Below are 19,342 nucleotides of genomic sequence, written 5' to 3' on the forward strand. Positions count from 1 at the left end.
GCCCCGTACGGGGCGCGGGCGGCCCCTTTCTCAGCCGAGCGTGTCCGCCGCCGTCTGCGAGGAGTCCCGCAAGAAGCTCGCGCAGCGTTCGTACTCCTCCTGCTCGCCGATCGACTGCGCCGCGCGGGCCAGGGCGTGCAGGGCGCGCAGGAAGCCGCGGTTGGGCTCGTGCTCCCACGGCACGGGGCCGTGGCCCTTCCAGCCGCTGCGGCGCAGGGAGTCGAGGCCGCGGTGGTAGCCGGTGCGGGCGTAGGCGTACGACTCGACGACGCTGCCCCGCTCGTACGCCTCGTCGGCGAGCCGGGCCCAGGCGAGCGAGGACGTGGGGTACTTGGCGGCGACGTCGGCGGGCTCCGCGCCGTTCGCGAGCAGCTCGCGCGGCTCCGGGTCGTCGGGCAGGTGGGTCGGGGGCGGTCCCCCGAGCAGGTTCTCGTGAATGGCCATGTGGACAAGTCTGCGGCATTGTCCGAGATCGGTAACGGTCGCGTATGCCGTGGCCGGAATCCCTCCCTCCTGGCACACACTGCTGCGGCCGGTTCATTGACCGTGTACCGGCAAGCCGCACGCGCCCGCACCGCTCGCGTCCGACCCACGGGGGACCTCAATGCGCACGAAGACCCGCACGAACTGGAAGCTCTGCCTACTGGGCGCCACCGCCGCGCTCGCCCTGGCCACCACGGCCTGCGAGCCCTCCGGCGGCGACGACAACAGCGGCGACGCCAAGCCGTCCGCGACCGCCTCCCACTCCACGGACACGCCCTCGAACTCCACGGACACGCCCTCGAAGCCCGATGCCCCGGACAAGCCGGGCGGCGACTGGGACTACGCGGACCGGCAGAAGCCGCCGACCGTCAACATCTGCGACGCCCCGAAGCAGGACCAGTACGGAAAGATCGAGTCCGTGAACATGGGCGGCGAGAGCCCCTATCCGGTCATCGGCACCGTCCTCGGCTCCTACGACTGCGACGACGAGGGCCCCCACTTCTCGTCGTCCAGCGCGACCGGCGCCGCATCGGACCTGCTCGTCGACTCGAACCATCTGAAGGTGGTCGTGGGCGGCACGCTCGCCGAGGAGCTCGGCACCAGGACGCCGGACGCGAACACGTTCCTCGACAAGATCGCGGACATGCAGGACAAGGGCGAGCTCGACGGCGGCAAGGGCCCCGAGTTCTACATCGCGCACGACGCCGAGACCGCGGACAGCGTGCCGGTCGGCGACGACGTCCACGTCATCTACCTGTACCAGATCATCGACGGCGAGTGACGTCCCGTACGCAACGCGAAGGGCCCGGCACCCCCACGGGGAGCCGGGCCCAACTCGCGTACGGAAAGAGCTACTTGAGCTTCGTGCCCGTGGAGCGCAGGTTGGCGCAGGCCTCGGTGACACGCTTGGCCATGCCCGCCTCGGCGGACTTGCCCCAGGTGCGCGGGTCGTAGGTCTTCTTCGAGCCGACCTCGCCGTCGACCTTCAGGACGCCGTCGTAGTTCTTGAACATGTGGTCCGCGACGGGACGCGTGAAGGCGTACTGCGTGTCCGTGTCGAGGTTCATCTTCACGACGCCGTTCTCCAGGGCGGTCGCGATCTCCTGCTCGGTGGAGCCGGAGCCGCCGTGGAAGACGAAGTCGAACGGGGACGTCTTGCCGTACTTGGCGCCGACGCCCTCCTGGAGGTCCTTGAGCAGCTCGGGGCGCAGGACGACGTTGCCCGGCTTGTAGACGCCGTGGACGTTGCCGAAGGACGCGGCGAGCAGGTAGCGGCCCTTCTCGCCCAGGCCCAGGGCCTCCGCGGTGCGCAGCGCGTCGTCGACGGTCGTGTACAGCTCGTCGTTGATCTCGTGCGTGACGCCGTCCTCCTCGCCACCGGTCGGGGTGATCTCGACCTCGAGGATGATCTTCGCGGCGGCGGCCTTCGCGAGCAGCTCCTGGCCGATGGCCAGGTTGTCGGCGAGGGTCTCGGCGGAGCCGTCCCACATGTGCGACTGGAAGAGCGGGTTGAGGCCCTTGGCGACGCGCTCGGCGGAGACCTCAAGGAGCGGGCGGACGTAGCCGTCCAGCTTGTCCTTGGGGCAGTGGTCGGTGTGCAGCGCGACGGTGATGTCGTACTTGGCGGCGACGATGTGCGCGAACTCGGCGAGAGCGACCGCGCCGGTCACCATGTCCTTGTTGTACTGGCCACCCAGGAACTCCGCACCACCGGTGGAGATCTGGATGATGCCGTCGCTCTCCGCCTCCGCGAAGCCGCGCAGGGCAGCGTGCAGGGTCTGCGAGGAGGTCACGTTGATCGCCGGGTAGGCGAACTTGCCTGCCTTCGCCCGGTCGAGCATCTCGGCGTAGACCTCGGGGGTTGCGATGGGCATGTGTCCGCTCCTTGTGATGTGCGGGTGTGTGCTTGGCCCTGACCTAAGGGGGGCGACGTCATCGTCGCCCCCATCTTTCCAGACTTGCCGGACAGCTCCAGCCGGAGAGCGGCCGGATCCGTGGGACTTAAGTCCCTCAGTCCGTCAGGCCGAGGTCGTCCTTCGAGTACGCGAAGAGGTACGGGACCCCCGCGGTTTCGGTGATCTTCTCGCCCGCGCCGGTCGCGCGGTCCACGATCGTGGCGACGCCGACGACCTCGGCGCCCGCCTCGCGGACGGCCTCGACGGCGGTCAGCGGCGAGCCGCCGGTGGTGGAGGTGTCCTCGACGACCAGGACGCGGCGGCCCTTGATGTCCGGGCCCTCGACGCGGCGCTGCATGCCGTGCGCCTTGGCGGCCTTGCGCACGACGAAGGCGTCCAGGCGCTTGCCGCGGGCGGCGGACGCGTGCAGCATCGCGCCGGCGACGGGGTCGGCGCCCATGGTCAGGCCGCCCACCGCGTCGAAGTCGAGGTCCTTGGTCAGGTCGAGCAGGACCTGGCCGACCAGCGGGGCGGCCTCGCCGTCGAGGGTGATCCGGCGGAGGTCGATGTAGTAGTCGGCCTCCAGCCCTGAGGAGAGCGTCACCTTGCCGTGCACGACGGCCTTGTCCTTGATCTGCTGCAGCAGCTCGCCGCGTACGTCAGTCATGCCTATGAGCTTAAAGCCGCCGCCAGGTCCACGTGGTCGCCGTCTCCAGGGGCTCCAGGGGGGTGACCAGGCGCGGTGCGGTGTTGAGCCCGTTGGGCGGTCCGGTCTGCGGCTCGACGCAGACGGCGGCCTCCTGCTCGTCGTAGACGACGACCCACTGCTCGCGGCTCTGCACATCGAGCGCGAGCTGCCCGGGCCAGGTCAGCGTCACATCGACGCCGTCGGGCATGCCGAAGCAGTCGTCCCAGGGGCCGGGCCCCGCGTCGATGCGGCGGCCCGTGGGCAGGTGGTCGTCGCCGCGCTCCTCCTGCCAGCCGGGGCTGAAGTCGATCCGGACGTCCTGGTCGCCGAGGTTCCTGTTGAACCAGGGGTGCCAGCCGGCCTGCGCGGGGAACGAGTCGCCGTACGTCTCGATGCCCAGACGCAGCGTCAACGCGTCCTCGGCGAGTTCCACGATCTGGGTGACCCGGCCCGGGTAGGGCCAGGGGTCGGTCAGTTCGTACGTGAAGACGGCCCGGTCCGCCGAGAGGTGCGCGGTGCGCGCCGTGCGCCACTCGGCGTCGCGGGCGAAGCCGTGGATGGCGTGCGGCGGGGAGTTCACCGGCATCTGGTGGACGACCGCGCCGTCGCGGAACCGCCCGTCCCTGATCCGGCCGCACCACGGAACCATCGGGAAGGAGCCGTACTTCTTCCCCTGCCGCAGCAGCTCGACGCCGCCGATGCGCAGACTGCCGATACGGCAGCCGTTGCCCGGCTGCACGGTCACTTCCGCGTCGCCCGCGGTCAGGATCACGTCTTCGGTACTCACGCGCCCGACCCTACGGCGTGCGCCATCAGCGGCGGCGGCGCAGGGCCCTGCCGACGACGATGGCCGAGGCCAGCGCGAGGGCGGCGGCGGGCGCCGCCCAGCGGAGCGTGGCGCGCGTGGAGTAGGCCTCGGGGGCGGGCGCGGGGGCGTACCTGCCGCGCGGCGGCGCGTGGTCGACCTCCTCGGCGCTCCGCCCGATCATGGTGCGGCGCGCGTGCGCGGCCTCGGCGGGCTGGATCCCGATGTCCACGGCGTCGTGCGAGTCGACGATGTCGTCCACGTCGGCCACGTCGGCCACGTCGTCGACGGCCATGCCCGCGGTCACGTCCCCGGCGTCCTCGATGCCGTCGGTGTCATCGGCGTCATCGGCCTCGTCGAGGTCGTCGGCCAGCGGGTCGAGGGACGGCGGGGGCACCTCCGTCTCGAAGACGGTCGGTACAGGCGGTACGGGCGGCGCGGCGGCCGCCGGTTCGGGCGCGGAGTCCGGGGGCGCCGCCGCGGCGAGCCCCTCCGCGAACCGTTCGAGCAGTTTTCGCACAGCTGATTCCACAGCCTGTGGAGAACTTTCCGTGACCCGCCCCTCGGCGGCCGCCGTCCCGCCGAGCACCAGCGTGGTCCCGGCGACCGCGGGCACCAGACGCGCGGTCAGCGAGAGCTTCACGGAGCCGCCGCCCCGCACCTCGGCGCCCTCGCCCTCGATCGCGTACGTCCCGTCCGCGCGGCCCTCGATCCGCGCGGACCCGCGATAGGTGATCGTGTGCCCGCCGATCCGCGCCTTGAGGCGCCCGGAGATCGGCTCGGCCGTCTCCTCCGCGTCGCGTTGAAGCCCGGGGACCGCCCCGGCCACCCGTTCGGGGTCGGCCAGGACCTGCCGGAGCCGCTCTGCAGAAACCGGAACGAACACCTCATGCTCCATGGCAGCCGAGCCTACCCACGCTCCCGCCACCGTGTACGTCAGTTCGTCAGTTCGCGTACCGCGGGTGCACCAGTGTGGAGGGCGCGACACCCGGCTGCCAGGTCCGCCCGGCCGACCGCACCCCCGCCCGCACCACCGCCACATCGGCCGCGCGGACCAGGCCGGGACCGCTGCGCGAGGCGAGCACGAAGCCCCAGTCGCGCGGCGCCCGCGCCCCCTCCGACGTCCGGTCGGGCCCGGCGGCGAACCCGGACCGCCGGCCGCCCACGCGGTACGGCACGGTCTTCAGGCCCGCCGCGCGCAGCGTCGCCTCCACCGTCCAGAAGACGCGCGCCCTGGTCGACACGGGCCCCGCGTGCACGGCGATGCGCCCGTCACCGGCGAGCACGCGGCTGGCCAGGCCGTAGAACTCCTGGGAGTACAGCTTCGTGCTGGCCGTGATGCCCGGGTCGGGCAGGTCGGAGATCACCACGTCGTACGTCCCGTGGGCGCAGCGCAGCCAGCGGAAGGCGTCGGCGTTGATCACGCGCACCCGCGGGTCGCGGTACACATGGCCGTTGAGCCCGCTCAGGGCCGGGTCGTGCCGGGCCAGATCGACGACGCCCGCGTCCAGTTCGACGATGTCGACGCGGCGCACCCCCCGGTGCCTGAGCACCTCGCGCGCGGCGAGGCCGTCGCCGCCGCCGAGGATCAGCACGCGCGCGTGCGGCCCGCGCATCGCCGGGTGCACGAGGCCCTCGTGGTAGCGGTGCTCGTCGCGGCCGCTGATGCGCAGGCGGCCGTCGAGGAAGAGGCCGAGGGAGCCGCGTCCGCCGCCGGTCAGGACGACCTCCTGGACGTCGGTCTGCACGGCGACCCGCACGTCCCCGCCGTACACCGCGCGCCGCGCGGCCCGTTCGAAGTCGTCGACGAGCACGGCGGCCGACGCGAGCACGGACAGGACGACGACGTTCGCGGTGAGGAGCACCCAGCGGCCGCGGGTGCTCAGGTCACGGCCGAACAGGCCGAAGACGAGGGCGCCGCCCGCCACCGCGTTGACCGCGCCGGTGAACAGGGCGCCCGTCAGCTGCCCGAGCATCGGCAGGAGCAGGAACGGGAAGGCGAGGCCGCCCACCAGGGCGCCCACGTAGTCGGCGGCGAACAGGTCGGCGACGGCGCCGCTCGCGTCCTGCCGTCTGATGCGCTGGATGAGCACCATGAGGAGCGGCACCTCGGCGCCGATGAGCACGCCGATGGCGAGGGAGAACGCGACGAACAGATACCTCGATCCGCTCGCCCACACCTCGCCCCGGTCGCCGGTCCACGCGAACGCCGCGTACAGCGCCATCGCACTGCACCCGCCGACCAGCGCGAGCGCCGCCTCGACCAGGCCGAACCAGGCGGCGGCCCGGCACCGCAGTCGCTTGGCGAGCAGCGAGCCGATGCCCATGGCGAAGACCATCACGGAGAGCACGACGGACGCCTGGGTGACCGAGTCGCCGATCAAGTACGAGGCGAGGGCGACGAGTTCGAGTTCGTAGACGAGTCCGCAGGCAGCGCAGGTGAACACACCGGCCAGAACAAGGAACCGACCCGCCCCGGGCGAGACGGGCAGGCGCACCGACGACTCGATCACGCCAGGAACGCTACGTCACCGCACTCTTACGTCCAGTCACCCACACGGGTTCAAGTGGCCGTCAAAGGTGTAACGGCGCCGATCCCGGGATCACAGCACCGCGGGCATCGGCATCCGCACGCCCACCCGCGTGCGCGTCGCCACGAGCTGGCCGTCCTGGGGATACGCGTGCCAGGTGCGCCACATCATCGAACCCTCGTGACGCTGCGCCAGCATGGCCGTGAACGCGTGCGGGCTGCCGGGGAAGACGCCCGCGAGGCCGTGCGGATGCTCGGCGACCAGGGCGAGCAACTCCTGGGCGCGGCCCGCGAATTGGCCCCGCGTGAGGGTCTCGACGCGGGCCGCGAACTCGTACTCCCAGTCCCCCATGCGCTTGGAGACGCCCAGCGGCAGCGGTGTGCTGCTGCCCGGGATGCAGGCCACGGTCTCGGAACAGCTGCCCTGTGCCTCCTCGAGGAGCACCTGGTGCGAGGCCCCGAGCAGTCTCAACTGCATCTTCGCACCGGCCAGTTCGAGTTCGAGCGTGGCGAGCGCGGGCAGCGGCTCGCGCCCCAGGGCCCAGGCGAGGTCCGCGGCGCACGTGTCGGTATAGACAGTCTTCAGGGTCGTGAGCATGGGTCGGCTCCGCTAACACGCAATGGAGGTGGGGCCGGCGCACCCGGATCGGAACACCGGGAGGTCGGAATGCCGGCTCGTGCCCACGAGAACGTCCGCGGGCCCGGATCTTCGATGATCCGCGGCGGACGGCCGAGGGCGGTGCTGACTTTTAGAGGGAATCATGGTCGGCGACAGTGCCACAGCGTTTTTACCCAACTTCGTAGGGTTTCCATCCCCCTGGGGGCTGCACAGTTCACCTGTTCAAGCCCTCAACCACAAGGCGGCGCCGGAGCACACCACCGTCGCACTCCGTCACACAACGGCGAAGCGCCCGGTGGGAGTTGACTCTCCCACCGGGCGCCCCGCTGGAATCGGTGGACCAGCTGCCCCGTGTCAGCTGCCTCCGCCGCATCCACCCCCGCCGCCTCCGCACGAGGACCCACCACCGCCGCAGGACGACCCGCCGCCGCAGGAGTGCCCACCGCTGCAGCCGTGTCCACCGCCGTGGTGGTGTCCGCTGCCGCCGTAGGACCCGTCGTTGGATCCGGCCCACCAGCTGCCGCCCGCGGAGCCCGACGCGCCGCCGCCCGAGCTCCAGGCCTTGCGCCGCCGGTTGCCCTGCCGCACGCCGATCACCGCGGCCAAGGTGAACACGAGCACCGCGACGAAGATGAAGGCCACGATCACGGCCATCACACTCCTTCCGTTCCCCCGAAGCAGGTCCCCCGTGGGCCTCGCTTCTTGCGTGAAAGGGAAATGCCCCCACCCGTCGCGGGTCAAAGCAGAGTTGAGGAAGTCCAGAGGTTCGGCGCAGGATGGCGGCCATGACCTCCACTTCCGGGAGCGGGCGCCCGCTGCTCAACCGCCGCCTCGCCGAGTTCGGTACGACGATTTTCGCCGAGATGTCCGCGCTCGCGGTGAAAACGGGCGCGATCAACCTGGGCCAGGGCTTCCCGGACACGGACGGCCCCGAGTCCGTGCGCGAGGCGGCCGTACGGGCGCTGCGCGACGGCCGCGGCAACCAGTACCCGCCGGGCCCCGGCATCCCCGAGCTGCGCACCGCGATCGCCGAGCACCAACGCGCGCGCTACGCCCTCTCGTACGACCCCGACCGCGAGGTCCTCGTGACGGCGGGCGCCACCGAGGCGATCGCGGCGTCCCTGCTCGGCCTCCTCGAGCCGGGCGACGAGGTCATCGCACTGGAGCCCTATTACGACTCGTACGCCGCCTCGATCGCGCTGGCGGGCGGCGCACGCGTCCCGGTCACCCTGCGCCCCCGCGACGGACGCTTCGTCCTCGACCTGGACGAGCTGCGCGACGCGGTCACCGACCGCACCCGCCTGATCCTGCTCAACACCCCGCACAACCCCACCGGCACGGTCCTCACCCGCGCCGAGCTCACGGAGATCGCGAAGCTCGCCGTCGAGCGCGACCTCCTCGTCGTCACCGACGAGGTCTACGAACACCTCGTCTTCGACGACGCCGAGCACATCCCGCTCGCCTCCTTCCCCGGCATGCGCGAGCGCACGGTCACCATCGGCTCCGCGGGCAAGACGTTCTCCTTCACCGGCTGGAAGGTCGGCTGGGTGACGGGGACGCCGGAACTGGTCGGCGCGGTCCGCTCCGCGAAGCAGTTCCTCACCTACGTCGCGTCGGGCCCCTTCCAGTACGCGGTCGCCGAGGCACTCGCCCTGCCCACCTCCTACTTCGACGACTTCCGCGCGGACATGCGGGCCAAGCGGGACCTGCTGAGCGAAGGGCTCACGGCGGCGGGCTTCGCCGTCTACCGCCCGGCGGGCACGTACTTCATCACGACCGACATCACCCCGCTCGGCGAGACGGACGGCTTCGCCTTCTGCCGCTCCCTGCCGGAGCGCGCCGGCGTGGTCGCCATCCCGAACGCGGTCTTCTACGACCACCGGGACGCGGGCGCCCCCTTCGTACGCTTCGCCTTCTGCAAGCGGACGTCCGTCCTGGAGGAGGCGGTGTCCCGCCTGAAGTCGCTGGCGGGCTGACCGGCTTACCCCGCACGGGTCCCCCGGGTCGCGCCCGTCCCGCGTGGACCGCAGGGTTCGGGTGTGAGCCAGTCCAGCGCCCTTCTCACCGCCCCGGTCACGGAACCCGGCACCGCGACCCGCCGCGCGGGACGCCTGCCCGCGCCGGTCGCGGTCCCCGTCCTGGCCCTCGGTCTCTTCGCCGCCGTCCGGCTCACCGGCATGGTGTGTGTCGCGGTCGTCGCGCACGTCACCCACCAGGACACCTTCCGGCTGCTCGGCATGTCCTGGGACTCGCGCTGGTACACGGGGATCGCCGCCCACGGGTACGGACGCACCCTGTACTTCGAGCCGGGCGTGGTCCAGAGCGATCTCGCGTTCTTCCCGCTCTACCCGGGCCTCGTGCGCGCCGTCACCGCCGTCCTGCCCATCGGGTACGGCGCGGCGGGGCTGCTGCTGTCCTGGCTCGCGGCAGGGGCCGCCGCGTGGGGCGTGTACGCGATCGGGGAGCGGCTGCACGGGCGGCGCACCGGCACGCTCCTGGTGCTGCTCTGGGCGCTGCTCCCGCACTCCGTCGTCCTGTCCCTCGCCTACACGGAGCCGGTGCTCACCGCGCTCGCCGCCTGGTCGCTGTACGCGGTGCTGAGCGGGCGCTGGCTGTGGGCCGGCGTGCTCGCCGCCCTCGCGGGGCTCGCACGGCCCAACGGCTTCGCGGTGGCCGCGGCCGTCTGCGTCACCGCCGCGTACGAGATCGTCCGGATCCTCCGGCGCCGCGGCCACGGAGTTCCCCACAGCCTGTGGAAAGTCTGCGCGGGCGCGGCGCTCGCCCCGCTCGGCTGGGCCGCCTATGTCCTCTATGTGGGCATCCGCACGGGCGATCCGCTGCACGGCTACTTCGCGGTGCAGCGCGGCTGGGGCTCCACCTTCGACTTCGGCGCCGGCTCACTGGTCTTCATCAAGCACCTGCTGCGCGACGGGGACAAACTCGTCTTCTCCATGACCCTCGTCATCGTCGCGGCGGCGCTGCTGCTCCTCGCGCTGCTCGTCGCGGACCGCGCGCCGCTGCCGCTGCTCGTCTACACCGGCGTGCTCGTCCTCATCACCGTCGGCGGCTCCGGCTTCTTCGAGTCCAAGCCGCGCTTCCTGCTCCCGGCGTTCCCGCTGCTCGTCCCGTTGGCCCTCGCCATGACCAGAGCCCGGCCGAGGAACGCCCACCTCGTGGTGTGCGCCCTGGCCGGGCTCTCGCTCGCGTATGGGACGTATCTGGTGACGACCGCCCATATGCCGTTGTAGTACGGGGCCTCAGGCCTCTTCGTCGCCGGGCTTCCCATTGGTCTCGCCCTCGGCGGAGTCGACCTCGGCCTCCAGGCCCAGCTGCTCGACGAGCCAGCGGTCGAACTCGATGGCGGCGCGCACCCAGCTGACCGTCGACGACACGAAGTGCTCCAGGGAGACTCCGGTGCCGATCAGCATCTGGGCCTCGCCGATGAGGCGGACCGTGCCGTCGTCGTGCGTGTGGCTGTAGACCTTCGGCCACAGCGTGCGGCGGTTCCAGTCGTCGATCGACTCCAGGAGCTGCTGCTTGGTCTCGATCGCGTGCGGCCGGTCGTAGAACGTCCGCACCGAGAAGACCTGCTGGTCGTCCTCGCCACGGAACATGAAGTACGTACGGAACTCCTCCCACGGCGCCGCGAGGTCACCCTCGTCGTCGACGACGTGCTTGAGCTCCATCTGGTCCAGGAGCTGCTTCACCAGGTCCTGGTCGGGGACGACGGGGCCCGCCGGTCCTGCGCCCTGCTGCGGTTCGGGCTGGCCCCCGAAATTCGGAATCGAGGACGGGTCGATGCTCACGTGCTTTGTCCCTTCGTATGGATGGGCCCATCCTCTCCCAGGATGGGCCCCCGGGGGCAAGCCCGGTTCCTCGCCTGCCGGGTTTCCGCCGTTCGCCGTCTGCGGACAGTCCGTGGCTGATCGCGCAGTTCCCCGCGCCCCTTGGGGGCGCGGCTACAGGGACTTGCCCGTCGCGGGGCCCACGATCAGGCCGTCGCCGAAGACATCCACCCGCACCGTATCCCCGTCCTTGACCTCCCCGGAGAGGATCTCCTTGGCGAGGCGGTCGCCGATGGAGGTCTGGATGAGGCGCCGCAGCGGCCGTGCCCCGTACGCGGGGTCGTTGCCCTCGTCGGCGAGCCAGGCCAGCGCCGCGGGCGTGACGTCGAGGGTGAGGCGCCGGTCGGCGAGGCGCTTGGCGAGGCGGTTGATCTGCAGCTCGGCGATGTGCGACAGCTCGTCCTTGGTGAGCGCGGAGAAGACGACGAGGTCGTCGAGCCGGTTCAGGAACTCCGGCTTGAAGGACGCCCGTACGACTTCGAGGACCTGCTGCTTCTTCTCCTCCTCGGAGGTGAGCGGCTCCACCAGGTACTGGCTGCCCAGGTTGGAGGTGAGGATCAGGATGGTGTTGCGGAAGTCGACCGTCCGCCCCTGTCCGTCGGTCAGGCGCCCGTCGTCGAGGACCTGGAGCAGGATGTCGAAGACCTCGGGGTGCGCCTTTTCGACCTCGTCGAGGAGTACGACGCTGTACGGACGGCGCCGCACCGCCTCGGTGAGCTGGCCGCCCTCCTCGTACCCGACGTATCCGGGCGGAGCGCCCACGAGCCGCGCGACGCTGTGCTTCTCGCTGTACTCGCTCATGTCGATGCGGACCATGGCCCGCTCGTCGTCGAAGAGGAAGTCCGCGAGGGCCTTGGCCAGTTCGGTCTTGCCGACGCCGGTGGGCCCGAGGAAGAGGAAGGACCCGGTGGGCCGGTCGGGGTCGGCGATCCCGGCACGGGTGCGCCGCACCGCGTCGGAGACGGCCCGCACGGCCTCGCTCTGGCCGATCAGGCGCTTGCCGAGCTCGTCCTCCATGCGCAGGAGCTTCTGCGTCTCGCCCTCCAGGAGGCGTCCTGCGGGGATGCCGGTCCAGGATCCGACGACGTCGGCGATGTCGTCGGGGCCGACCTCCTCCTTGACCATGGTGTCCTTGGCGGCCTCCTCCTCGGCCTCGGAGGCGGCTTCGAGGTCGCGCTCCAGGGTCGGGATCTCTGCGTAGAGCAGCTTGGACGCGGTGTCGAAGTCGCCGTCGCGCTGGGCGCGTTCGGCGGTGCCGCGCAGCTCGTCGAGCCTCTCCTTGAGCTCACCGACGCGGTTGAGGGACTGCTTCTCCTTCTCCCAGCGGGCGGTGAGCCCGCGCAGCTCCTCCTCCTTGTCGGCGAGGTCGCGGCGCAGCTTGTCGAGCCGCTGCCGGCTCGCCGGGTCGGTCTCCTTGCTGAGCGCCAGCTCCTCCATCTTCAACCGGTCGACGGCGCGCTGGAGTTCGTCGATCTCGACGGGCGAGGAGTCGATCTCCATGCGCAGCCGGGACGCGGCCTCGTCGACGAGGTCGATGGCCTTGTCGGGCAGGAAGCGGGAGGTGATGTAGCGGTCGGAGAGGGTCGCGGCCGCGACGAGGGCGCTGTCGGCGATCTGGACCTTGTGATGAGCCTCGTACCGCCCCTTGAGCCCGCGCAGGATCGCGATGGAGTCCTCCACGGACGGCTCGGCGACGAGCACCTGCTGGAAGCGCCGCTCCAGGGCGGGGTCCTTCTCGATCCGCTCCCGGTACTCGTCCAGCGTCGTCGCGCCCACCATGCGCAGTTCGCCGCGGGCCAGCATCGGCTTGAGCATGTTGCCCGCGTCCATGGCGGAATCACCGCCCGCCCCGGCGCCGACCACGGTGTGCAGCTCGTCGATGAACGTGATGATCTGCCCGTCGCTCTCCTTGATCTCGGACAGGACGGTCTTGAGCCGCTCCTCGAACTCGCCGCGGTACTTCGCGCCCGCCACCATCGCACCGAGGTCGAGGGAGACGAGGCGCTTGTTCTTCAGCGACTCCGGGACATCCCCCTTCACGATGCGCTGCGCGAGCCCCTCCACGACGGCGGTCTTGCCCACGCCGGGCTCGCCGATGAGCACGGGATTGTTCTTGGTCCGCCGGGACAGGACCTGCACCACACGCCGGATCTCCTGATCCCGCCCGATGACGGGGTCGAGCTTGCCCTCCCTGGCCGCGGCGGTGAAATCGGTACCGAACTTCTCCAGGGCCTTGTACTGCCCCTCCGGGTCGGGTGTCGTCACCCGGCGCCCTCCCCTTGCCTTCTCGAATGCGTCAAGCAGCTTCTTGGCCGTCGCCCCCTGCCGGCCGAGCGCCTCTCCCGCGGCGCCGCCCTCCGCGGCGATGCCGATGAGCAGGTGCTCGGTGGAAAGGTAGTCGTCGCCGAGCTCCTTGGCCCGCCGGGCGGCGTCGGAGATCACGGCGAGCAGCTCGCGGTTGGGCTGCGGCGGCGCAACGGTCGACCCGGTCACGCTGGGCAGAGCGGCGAGGGCGCGCTCGGCGTCCGCGCGCACGGCGGCCTGGTCGGCGTCGACCGCGGCGAGCAGATCAACGATGTTCTCGTTGTCCTCGCCCTCCAGCAGCGCAAGCAGCAGATGCGCGGGTGTCAGATCCGGATGCCCGTCCTTGACGGCCCGACTGGTGGCCGCGTTGATGGCGTCCCGGCTCCTGTTGGTCAGCTCGGCGTCCACGTGCGTCTTCTCCTCCTTGCGGGCCAGATCTCCTCGCGGGCCGGGTCCGGCCTGGTCCGACCCCTCATACTGACTCAGTCAACGTACACAAAGTTGAGTCTATTCCACTCAACAAGGGGGTGGAAGGCCGGGCGCTCCCGGGGTGGCCTATGTTCCGGTGCATGACGAGCACGAGTTCCCGCAAGGACCGCATCGACCCGCGGAACCCGCCGGCCCACTACCTCAGCTTCTGGCGTGAGCGGCACCTGTGCACCTTGACGACCCTGCGCCCCGACGGCACGCCGCACGTCGTACCGGTGGGCGTCACCTACGACCCCGAGGCGGGGGTGGCCCGCGTCCTCGCCCGCAAGACGAGCAGGAAGGTCGCGCACATCCTCGCGGCGAGCGGGGTGGACGGGCCCGGCGCGCGGGTCGCGGTGTGCCAGTTCGCGGGCCGCCGCTGGGCGACCCTGGAAGGCCGCGCGGAGATCAAGACGGACCCCGCGGAGATCGACGCGGCGGAACAGCGCTACGAGGAACGCTACGAACGCCGCCCCTCGCCGAACCCCGACCGGGTGCTGATCGAGATCACGGTGACGCGGGCACTGGGCAAGGCGGGATAGGCCGCGGGCCCTTGGCGGACATGGCCGTATGCAGCCCTATGCGGCCTTATATGGGCACACACCACAGCGGCGCCACCGTGTTCAGGTCCACGGTGGCGCCGCTGCTGGGGGAAGCACCTGCGCGATTTACAACGACGGGGGAATCGCGTCAGGCGCTGCGGGGGGTGGCTGTGATGGTTCCTGCGCCCGGGGCGTTCGCAGCGCCCCGGTTCTGCTGGTCCCCGTCGCCGACCAGCTGGTGGTCACGCCGGTCCAGGTTGACGAAGACCATCCCGTACCGAATGGCACACCGCACCGGCTGCGGCGCGCCCCTCGGCCGACGGAGACACCGGTATGCCCGGATCTCCTCCTCGTCGTCCCGGGTGACGACGATCGGCTCACCGAGGAGGGTCACCATCAACGAGTCGCCGCGGTGAGGGATCGCGGTGACAAGGTCGATGAAGTGCCATCCGGAGCGGTAGGCGGTGGCCATTTCGCGGCGGAAGGTGCGGTCGTCGGGAGGGGTGCTCATGCCGCCACAGCTCCCATCGGGCCAGAGTTCCAGATGATGTCCCCCGCCGGTACGGAGGTCCAGATGATGTCCGGCGGCACCGCCGCCGGCACCTCTACAGCCGCGGCCTCGGTAGCCGAAGGCATGCCAAGAGCGCCGAATGCACTGACGGCCAAGCCGACGGAGAGGGCGCTGACAAGTACCGAGCGAAGCATTCCCTTACACATAGCGGGCTTCGTCCTCACTTCCATCCCGATTCTCCCCCGGCCTTCCAAGACGATGGCTCATTCAGCCATGCGGGCACCACACAAGCGATGCATCATGTTCCTGCACGTTCAGGACCCTGGGGGGTGGAGCTATGACAACAAAAAGTAAAATTGGGGCACATCCCCACGCCATGGGTGAACTCTGCGATGAGGGCAAGGCCCTTTACGCCAGCGCTCTGCGTACCGGTCGAATCCAACGGGCCGAGGCGGACGCCGCCCCCTGTCTGATGGAATTCGCCCTTCTGGATCCAGACCCGGACGACCCCGACTGGCTTCGCCCTGTTCCGCCCACGTCTGCGCTCGCACAGCGGCTTCGACCCATCGAGCAGGAGATCAAGGAGCGCAGAAGCCTCGCGATCGAACTGACCGACGCCTTTGAGCCATTTATGGCGATCAGTTCACAGGACCGTCCCGCCGTTCACTCCATCACCGTCCTGGAGGGGGTCAATCGCATCAACGCGGCCATAAGGGTCGCCACGGCCGAGTGCCAGTCGGAGATAATCACCGTCCAACCTGGCGGCGGTCGCAGCGAGGCAACCGTGACCGAAGCCGTGAAGGAGAGCCAAGGCATCCTCAAACGCGGTATCAGAATGCGTACGCTCTACCAGCACACCGCCCGGCACAGCCAGGCCACCATTGCCTACGCCGAGCACATGCGGCAAGGCAAAGTAGAGGTGCGCACGCTCGAAGAGCTCATTGAGCGCCTCATGATCTTCGACCGTACGGTTGCCTTCATACCCGCGCGGGACGACCGGCAAGTGGCCCTGGAACTCCGGCACCCCGGGCTCGTCGAGTACCTGGCAAACGTCTTCGAACAACTCTGGCAACGCGCGGCCCCACTGCTTGACGAAGCCCCATACGACCCACCGATCGACGGCATCACCGGCGTCCAGCGCTCCATCGCCAAACTCCTCATCGAAGGCCACGTCGACGAGGCCATCGCCCGCAGGCTCGGCATGAACGTCCGCACCTGCCGCGCCCACATCGCCAAGATCGCTGCCGCCCTCGGCAGCGGCAGCCGGGCCCAACTCGGCTATCTGATCGCCCAGTCCGGGATCCTGGACCAGGACAACCCGAAATGACGGCCGAGGCCCACCTCACGGTCCGGATGAACTGCGCGCGGCGGGCTCGGAGCTGTACACCCATGCGCTGCACGAAGACCGCATGCCGCGCGGCACACCGAACAGGTGCCGCTGCGTCTAGTTGAGTTCAGCCTCCTGCTCCCCATCCGCCGTCGCCCTGCCGCGCTCCCAACTCCGGTTCTTCACCGACCGGTCAGGAATCCTCGCCCACGGATCGCGACACGCCAGCGCGTTTCAACCCCTCGCCTGTACCACAACCGCCTTGCCTAGAATCACGTCGCCTCAACCCACTGGGAGGGAGCGCACATGGCCGACGGACACATACCGCACGACGTCGAGGAACTCTGCGCGGCGGGCACGGCCGTGTACGCCCGAGCCCTGCGAGAAGGGCACGTTCTGAGCAGCGATGCCGAGCAGGCGCCGTGTCTGATCAATTTCGGGCTCCTGCACCCCGACCTCCACGACGTGCAACAGCTGCGTCCCACCGCACCGGCCGTCGCCCTCCCACGCCTGCTCCGCACGATCGAGGACCGCATAAGCCATCACCGTCTCCGCGAGGAAAGGCTGGCAGCATCGTTCGAGTCCTTTCTTGCACTGGACAGCAAGTCGTTGCCCCGCGAGCCTTCCGTCATAACCGTCCTGGAAGGCCTGCCACGAATCCACTCGGCAATCGACCAAGCGGTCGCCAAAACCACCCAGGAAGTGCTGATCATCCAACCCGGCGGTGCCCGCAGTCCGGAACAAATGGCCGAGTCGCTGCCCCGTGCTCAAGAAATCCTGTCCCGAGGCGGTCGCATGCGGACTCTCTACCAACACACCACACGCCATTCCATGCCTGTTTTGGGCCACTACGGGCTACTCCAGGGCGATGTGGAAGCCCGCACTCTCGACGAACTGACCGAGCGGCTGTTCATCTTCGACCGAACCACGGCTTTCGTCCCGGTCAGCGACGACCTCGACCACCTGGTCGCACTCGAGCTCCGCTATGCGCCTCTCGTCGAGTACTTCGCCACCACCTTCTGGCGCCTGTGGAACCTAGCCACCCCCATGTTCCCGGACATCGCGCCCCAGCCCGTGAAGAACGGCATCACCACCCGCCAGCACGCGATCGCCACCCTCCTCACCGAGGGCCTCACCGACACGGAAATCGCCAGTCGCCTCGGCATGAACGTCCGCACCGCCCGCGTCCACATCGCCAAGCTCGCCGCCACCCTCGGCAGCCACAGCCGCGCCCAACTCGGCTACCTCATCGGCCAGTCCGGAATCCTCGACCACAAGCCGTGAGCCGCCGTCGCGCCGCGGACCCGCCGGGACCGCCGGATACCGGACAGCGAGAAGTGGACACTTCAATCACGGGGCCCATCCCCGCCCGCATACCCCCTGCATAGAATCTCGGCGCTTCAACCGAGCGGGAGGGGAGCTCATATGACCCGGGAGCACGGGCCCCACAGCGCCGAGGAACTGTGCGAGACAGGCTCGGCCGTCTACGCGCGCGCCCTGGGCGAAGGCCGCATCGCGGCCGAGGACGCCGAAGAGGCCCCCTGCCTGGTCGACCTCGGTCTCCTCCACCCCGACCTGGACGACCTGCGCTGGCTGCGCCCCACCGCCCCCACCGTCGCCCTGCCCCGCCTGCTGCGCACCATCGAGGACCGCGTCGCCGACCAGCGCGGCCGCGAGGAGAAGCTGAAGGCCGCCTTCGAACCGCTCATGGCCCTCGACGCACAGCTCTCCTCCGCCGCCGAAGAGGCCCCCGCGATCACCGTCCTGGACGGGCTCGAACGCATCAATTCAGCCATTGACCGAGCCATGGGCGAGGCCCGCGAGGAGTTCCTCGCCGTACAGCCCGGCGGCACCCGGCCCCCCGAGACCCTGGCCGAGGCGCTCCCCCGCGACCAGGCCCTCCTCTCCCGCGGCTGCCGCATGCGCACCCTCTATCAACACACGACCCGGCACTCCCTGCCCGTGCTCGGCTACTTCGAACAGCTGGCGGGCGACGCCGAGGCCCGTACGCTCGACGAGGTCACCGACCGCCTCTTCGTCTTCGACAGGACCGTGGCCTTCATCCCGGCGAGCAAGGACCGCAGCCTCGCCCTCGAACTGCGCCACCCGGCACTCGTCGAGTACTTCGCCACCACCTTCTGGCGCCTGTGGCGGCTCGCCACACCCATGTGGCCCCAGGCGGCCCCCCAGCTCTCCGAGAACGGCATCACCCCACGCCAGCGCGCCATCGCGGGCCTCCTCATCGAGGGCCTCACCGACGCCGAGATCGCCACCCGGCTCGGCATGAACGTCCGCACGGCCCGCGTCCACATCGCCAAACTCGGCGCCACCCTCGGCAGCGGCAGCCGGGCCCAACTCGGCTACCTCATCGGCCAGTCCGGCATGCTCGACCGCATCCCCTGACATTCCGCGCACACTCGCCCGGGCCCTGTCCCGGCCCACTCCGTATCCCCTCCCGTGAACGCGTCCTGTTTGTACCTTCGACCCCTTTTGCTCACCCCTCAACTGACTACAGCGCAAAAAGCCGGCGCTACCGCTCCAACTCCCGGTGACGGCAAGGTGGATGACGGCAGAAGCGGCAGAGAACAAGCCCCTTCCGTCGACGATCGGCCCTGTCCACCAACGCATGGCGGGGCCTTCGTTTCCCGAGTCGTCCCGGTCGGCCGTCCCCCGCGGTCCGTCCGGGGCGGCTCTCGGGCACCGAGCCCCTCAGAGGGCGGAGAGAGAAGGAGTTCTGGTGATCGGTACAGGTATGCGAAGAGCCGCCGTTGGCGTACTCGCTTTCGCAGCATTCGCGGGATCGGCTCCGGCGTTCGCCGAATGGAGGGGCGAACGAGAGGGCGCTCTGGGTTGGACTGAGGCCAACTACACAATCATGAACATCAGGGACACCCAGGCCGACGGCAACTGGGTAAAGGCGGAGTACTACAGAAACGCCCACCCGGGAGACAAGCTCACCCTGTGGAACAAGGCGGCGGTGGACGGCCCGCCGGACAACGACGGAAACCCCGGCACCGTGGAGAGCGGCAAGCACAGCAGGATATTCAAGGCGCAGGTCTGCGAGGAGCGCAACGCCCTTCCCGATTACTGCAGCGGCTGGGACACCTTCTAGAAGCACGACATCACCTGCTGCCGGCGCAATGAGCAGCCGCCGCAGTGAATGACGATGGGGAGGCGACCTCCGATACAGGCCGCCTCCCCATCACCGTCAACAGTAGTGCAGGGCAGGCCCTTTCGGCACCGAGCCCGCCCGGCACCCCCGCTCACACCACTGCGGTTCCACGGGAGGAGCAGTGGCCGATGGGAAGGATGCAGGACCAAGCGC

At 70.0% G+C, this 19,342-nt stretch carries 19 protein-coding genes; 8 read left to right on the forward strand and 11 right to left on the reverse strand.

The annotated features are described in order from the left end of the window. Positions 1–30 precede the first annotated feature (30 nt). Complete coding sequence (locus tag ACFWZ2_RS20265) at positions 31–444, reverse strand: DUF3151 domain-containing protein (RefSeq protein WP_384547507.1); 414 nt, start codon at positions 442–444, stop codon at positions 31–33. Positions 445–604: 160 nt separating this feature from the next. On the opposite strand from ACFWZ2_RS20265, the gene ACFWZ2_RS20270 reads away from it, so the two are divergent. After that, on the forward strand, positions 605–1,264 hold the full coding sequence (locus ACFWZ2_RS20270) for a hypothetical protein (RefSeq protein ID WP_384547509.1): 660 nt from the start codon (positions 605–607) through the stop codon (positions 1,262–1,264). A 70-nt stretch (positions 1,265–1,334) separates the two neighbouring features. Here ACFWZ2_RS20270 and fbaA read toward each other — a convergent pair whose 3' ends face one another. From fbaA to ACFWZ2_RS20305, 7 genes are all read right to left on the reverse strand, one after another. Then, positions 1,335–2,357, reverse strand: coding sequence for a class II fructose-bisphosphate aldolase (fbaA, locus tag ACFWZ2_RS20275; protein ID WP_384547511.1), 1,023 nt, complete (start codon positions 2,355–2,357; stop codon positions 1,335–1,337). 136 nt (positions 2,358–2,493) lie between these two features. After that, positions 2,494–3,045, reverse strand: a complete 552-nt coding sequence (gene pyrE / locus ACFWZ2_RS20280; protein ID WP_384547513.1) for an orotate phosphoribosyltransferase — start codon at positions 3,043–3,045, stop codon at positions 2,494–2,496. Positions 3,046–3,055: 10 nt separating this feature from the next. Further along, entirely contained in the window at positions 3,056–3,853 is a 798-nt protein-coding gene (locus ACFWZ2_RS20285) for an aldose 1-epimerase (protein WP_384547515.1), read from the reverse strand. Positions 3,854–3,878: 25 nt separating this feature from the next. Continuing rightward, positions 3,879–4,769: an SRPBCC domain-containing protein gene (locus ACFWZ2_RS20290; protein ID WP_384547517.1), complete on the reverse strand. Its 891-nt coding sequence runs from the start codon at positions 4,767–4,769 to the stop codon at positions 3,879–3,881. Between the two features lie 46 nt (positions 4,770–4,815). Further along, positions 4,816–6,384, reverse strand: coding sequence for a polyamine aminopropyltransferase (locus ACFWZ2_RS20295; RefSeq protein ID WP_384547519.1), 1,569 nt, complete (start codon positions 6,382–6,384; stop codon positions 4,816–4,818). 90 nt (positions 6,385–6,474) lie between these two features. Then, positions 6,475–6,999 carry a DUF2617 family protein gene (locus ACFWZ2_RS20300; RefSeq protein WP_384547521.1) on the reverse strand — a complete coding sequence of 175 codons (525 nt, stop codon included), beginning with the start codon at positions 6,997–6,999 and terminating at the stop codon, positions 6,475–6,477. Positions 7,000–7,374: 375 nt separating this feature from the next. Further along, on the reverse strand, positions 7,375–7,674 hold the full coding sequence (locus ACFWZ2_RS20305; protein ID WP_384547523.1) for a hypothetical protein: 300 nt from the start codon (positions 7,672–7,674) through the stop codon (positions 7,375–7,377). A 122-nt stretch (positions 7,675–7,796) separates the two neighbouring features. Between ACFWZ2_RS20305 and ACFWZ2_RS20310 the strand changes: the two genes are divergently transcribed. Both ACFWZ2_RS20310 and ACFWZ2_RS20315 read left to right on the forward strand, forming a co-directional pair. Continuing rightward, positions 7,797–8,996, forward strand: coding sequence for a pyridoxal phosphate-dependent aminotransferase (locus ACFWZ2_RS20310; RefSeq protein WP_384547525.1), 1,200 nt, complete (start codon positions 7,797–7,799; stop codon positions 8,994–8,996). A gap of 63 nt (positions 8,997–9,059) precedes the next feature. After that, a complete protein-coding gene (locus tag ACFWZ2_RS20315) occupies positions 9,060–10,268 on the forward strand; it encodes a hypothetical protein (protein WP_384547527.1) in 1,209 nt (402 codons plus the stop codon). Positions 10,269–10,277: 9 nt separating this feature from the next. Here ACFWZ2_RS20315 and ACFWZ2_RS20320 read toward each other — a convergent pair whose 3' ends face one another. After that, positions 10,278–10,826 (reverse strand): YbjN domain-containing protein, encoded by a 549-nt coding sequence (locus tag ACFWZ2_RS20320; RefSeq protein ID WP_384547529.1) that lies wholly within the window; start codon positions 10,824–10,826, stop codon positions 10,278–10,280. Positions 10,827–10,979: 153 nt separating this feature from the next. Further along, a complete protein-coding gene (clpB, locus tag ACFWZ2_RS20325; RefSeq protein WP_384547531.1) occupies positions 10,980–13,577 on the reverse strand; it encodes an ATP-dependent chaperone ClpB in 2,598 nt (865 codons plus the stop codon). 161 nt (positions 13,578–13,738) lie between these two features. Here clpB and ACFWZ2_RS20330 point away from each other — a divergent pair, with 161 nt between their 5' ends. After that, positions 13,739–14,179, forward strand: a complete 441-nt coding sequence (locus tag ACFWZ2_RS20330) for a pyridoxamine 5'-phosphate oxidase family protein (RefSeq protein ID WP_384547533.1) — start codon at positions 13,739–13,741, stop codon at positions 14,177–14,179. Between the two features lie 148 nt (positions 14,180–14,327). Here ACFWZ2_RS20330 and ACFWZ2_RS20335 read toward each other — a convergent pair whose 3' ends face one another. Continuing rightward, complete coding sequence (locus ACFWZ2_RS20335; protein ID WP_384547537.1) at positions 14,328–14,690, reverse strand: hypothetical protein; 363 nt, start codon at positions 14,688–14,690, stop codon at positions 14,328–14,330. A 376-nt stretch (positions 14,691–15,066) separates the two neighbouring features. Here ACFWZ2_RS20335 and ACFWZ2_RS20340 point away from each other — a divergent pair, with 376 nt between their 5' ends. From ACFWZ2_RS20340 to ACFWZ2_RS20355, 4 genes are all read left to right on the forward strand, one after another. Further along, positions 15,067–16,017, forward strand: a complete 951-nt coding sequence (locus ACFWZ2_RS20340) for a helix-turn-helix transcriptional regulator (RefSeq protein WP_384547539.1) — start codon at positions 15,067–15,069, stop codon at positions 16,015–16,017. A 306-nt stretch (positions 16,018–16,323) separates the two neighbouring features. Then, positions 16,324–17,301, forward strand: coding sequence for a LuxR C-terminal-related transcriptional regulator (locus ACFWZ2_RS20345; RefSeq protein ID WP_384547541.1), 978 nt, complete (start codon positions 16,324–16,326; stop codon positions 17,299–17,301). Positions 17,302–17,442: 141 nt separating this feature from the next. Then, on the forward strand, positions 17,443–18,420 hold the full coding sequence (locus ACFWZ2_RS20350) for a LuxR C-terminal-related transcriptional regulator (RefSeq protein ID WP_384547542.1): 978 nt from the start codon (positions 17,443–17,445) through the stop codon (positions 18,418–18,420). A gap of 334 nt (positions 18,421–18,754) precedes the next feature. Beyond that, entirely contained in the window at positions 18,755–19,129 is a 375-nt protein-coding gene (locus tag ACFWZ2_RS20355) for a hypothetical protein (protein ID WP_384547544.1), read from the forward strand. The last annotated feature ends 213 nt before the right edge of the window (positions 19,130–19,342 follow it).

Origin of the sequence: Streptomyces sp. NPDC059002, from assembly GCF_042740435.1 — a bacterium.
Taxonomy (GTDB): Bacteria; Actinomycetota; Actinomycetes; order Streptomycetales; family Streptomycetaceae; genus Streptomyces.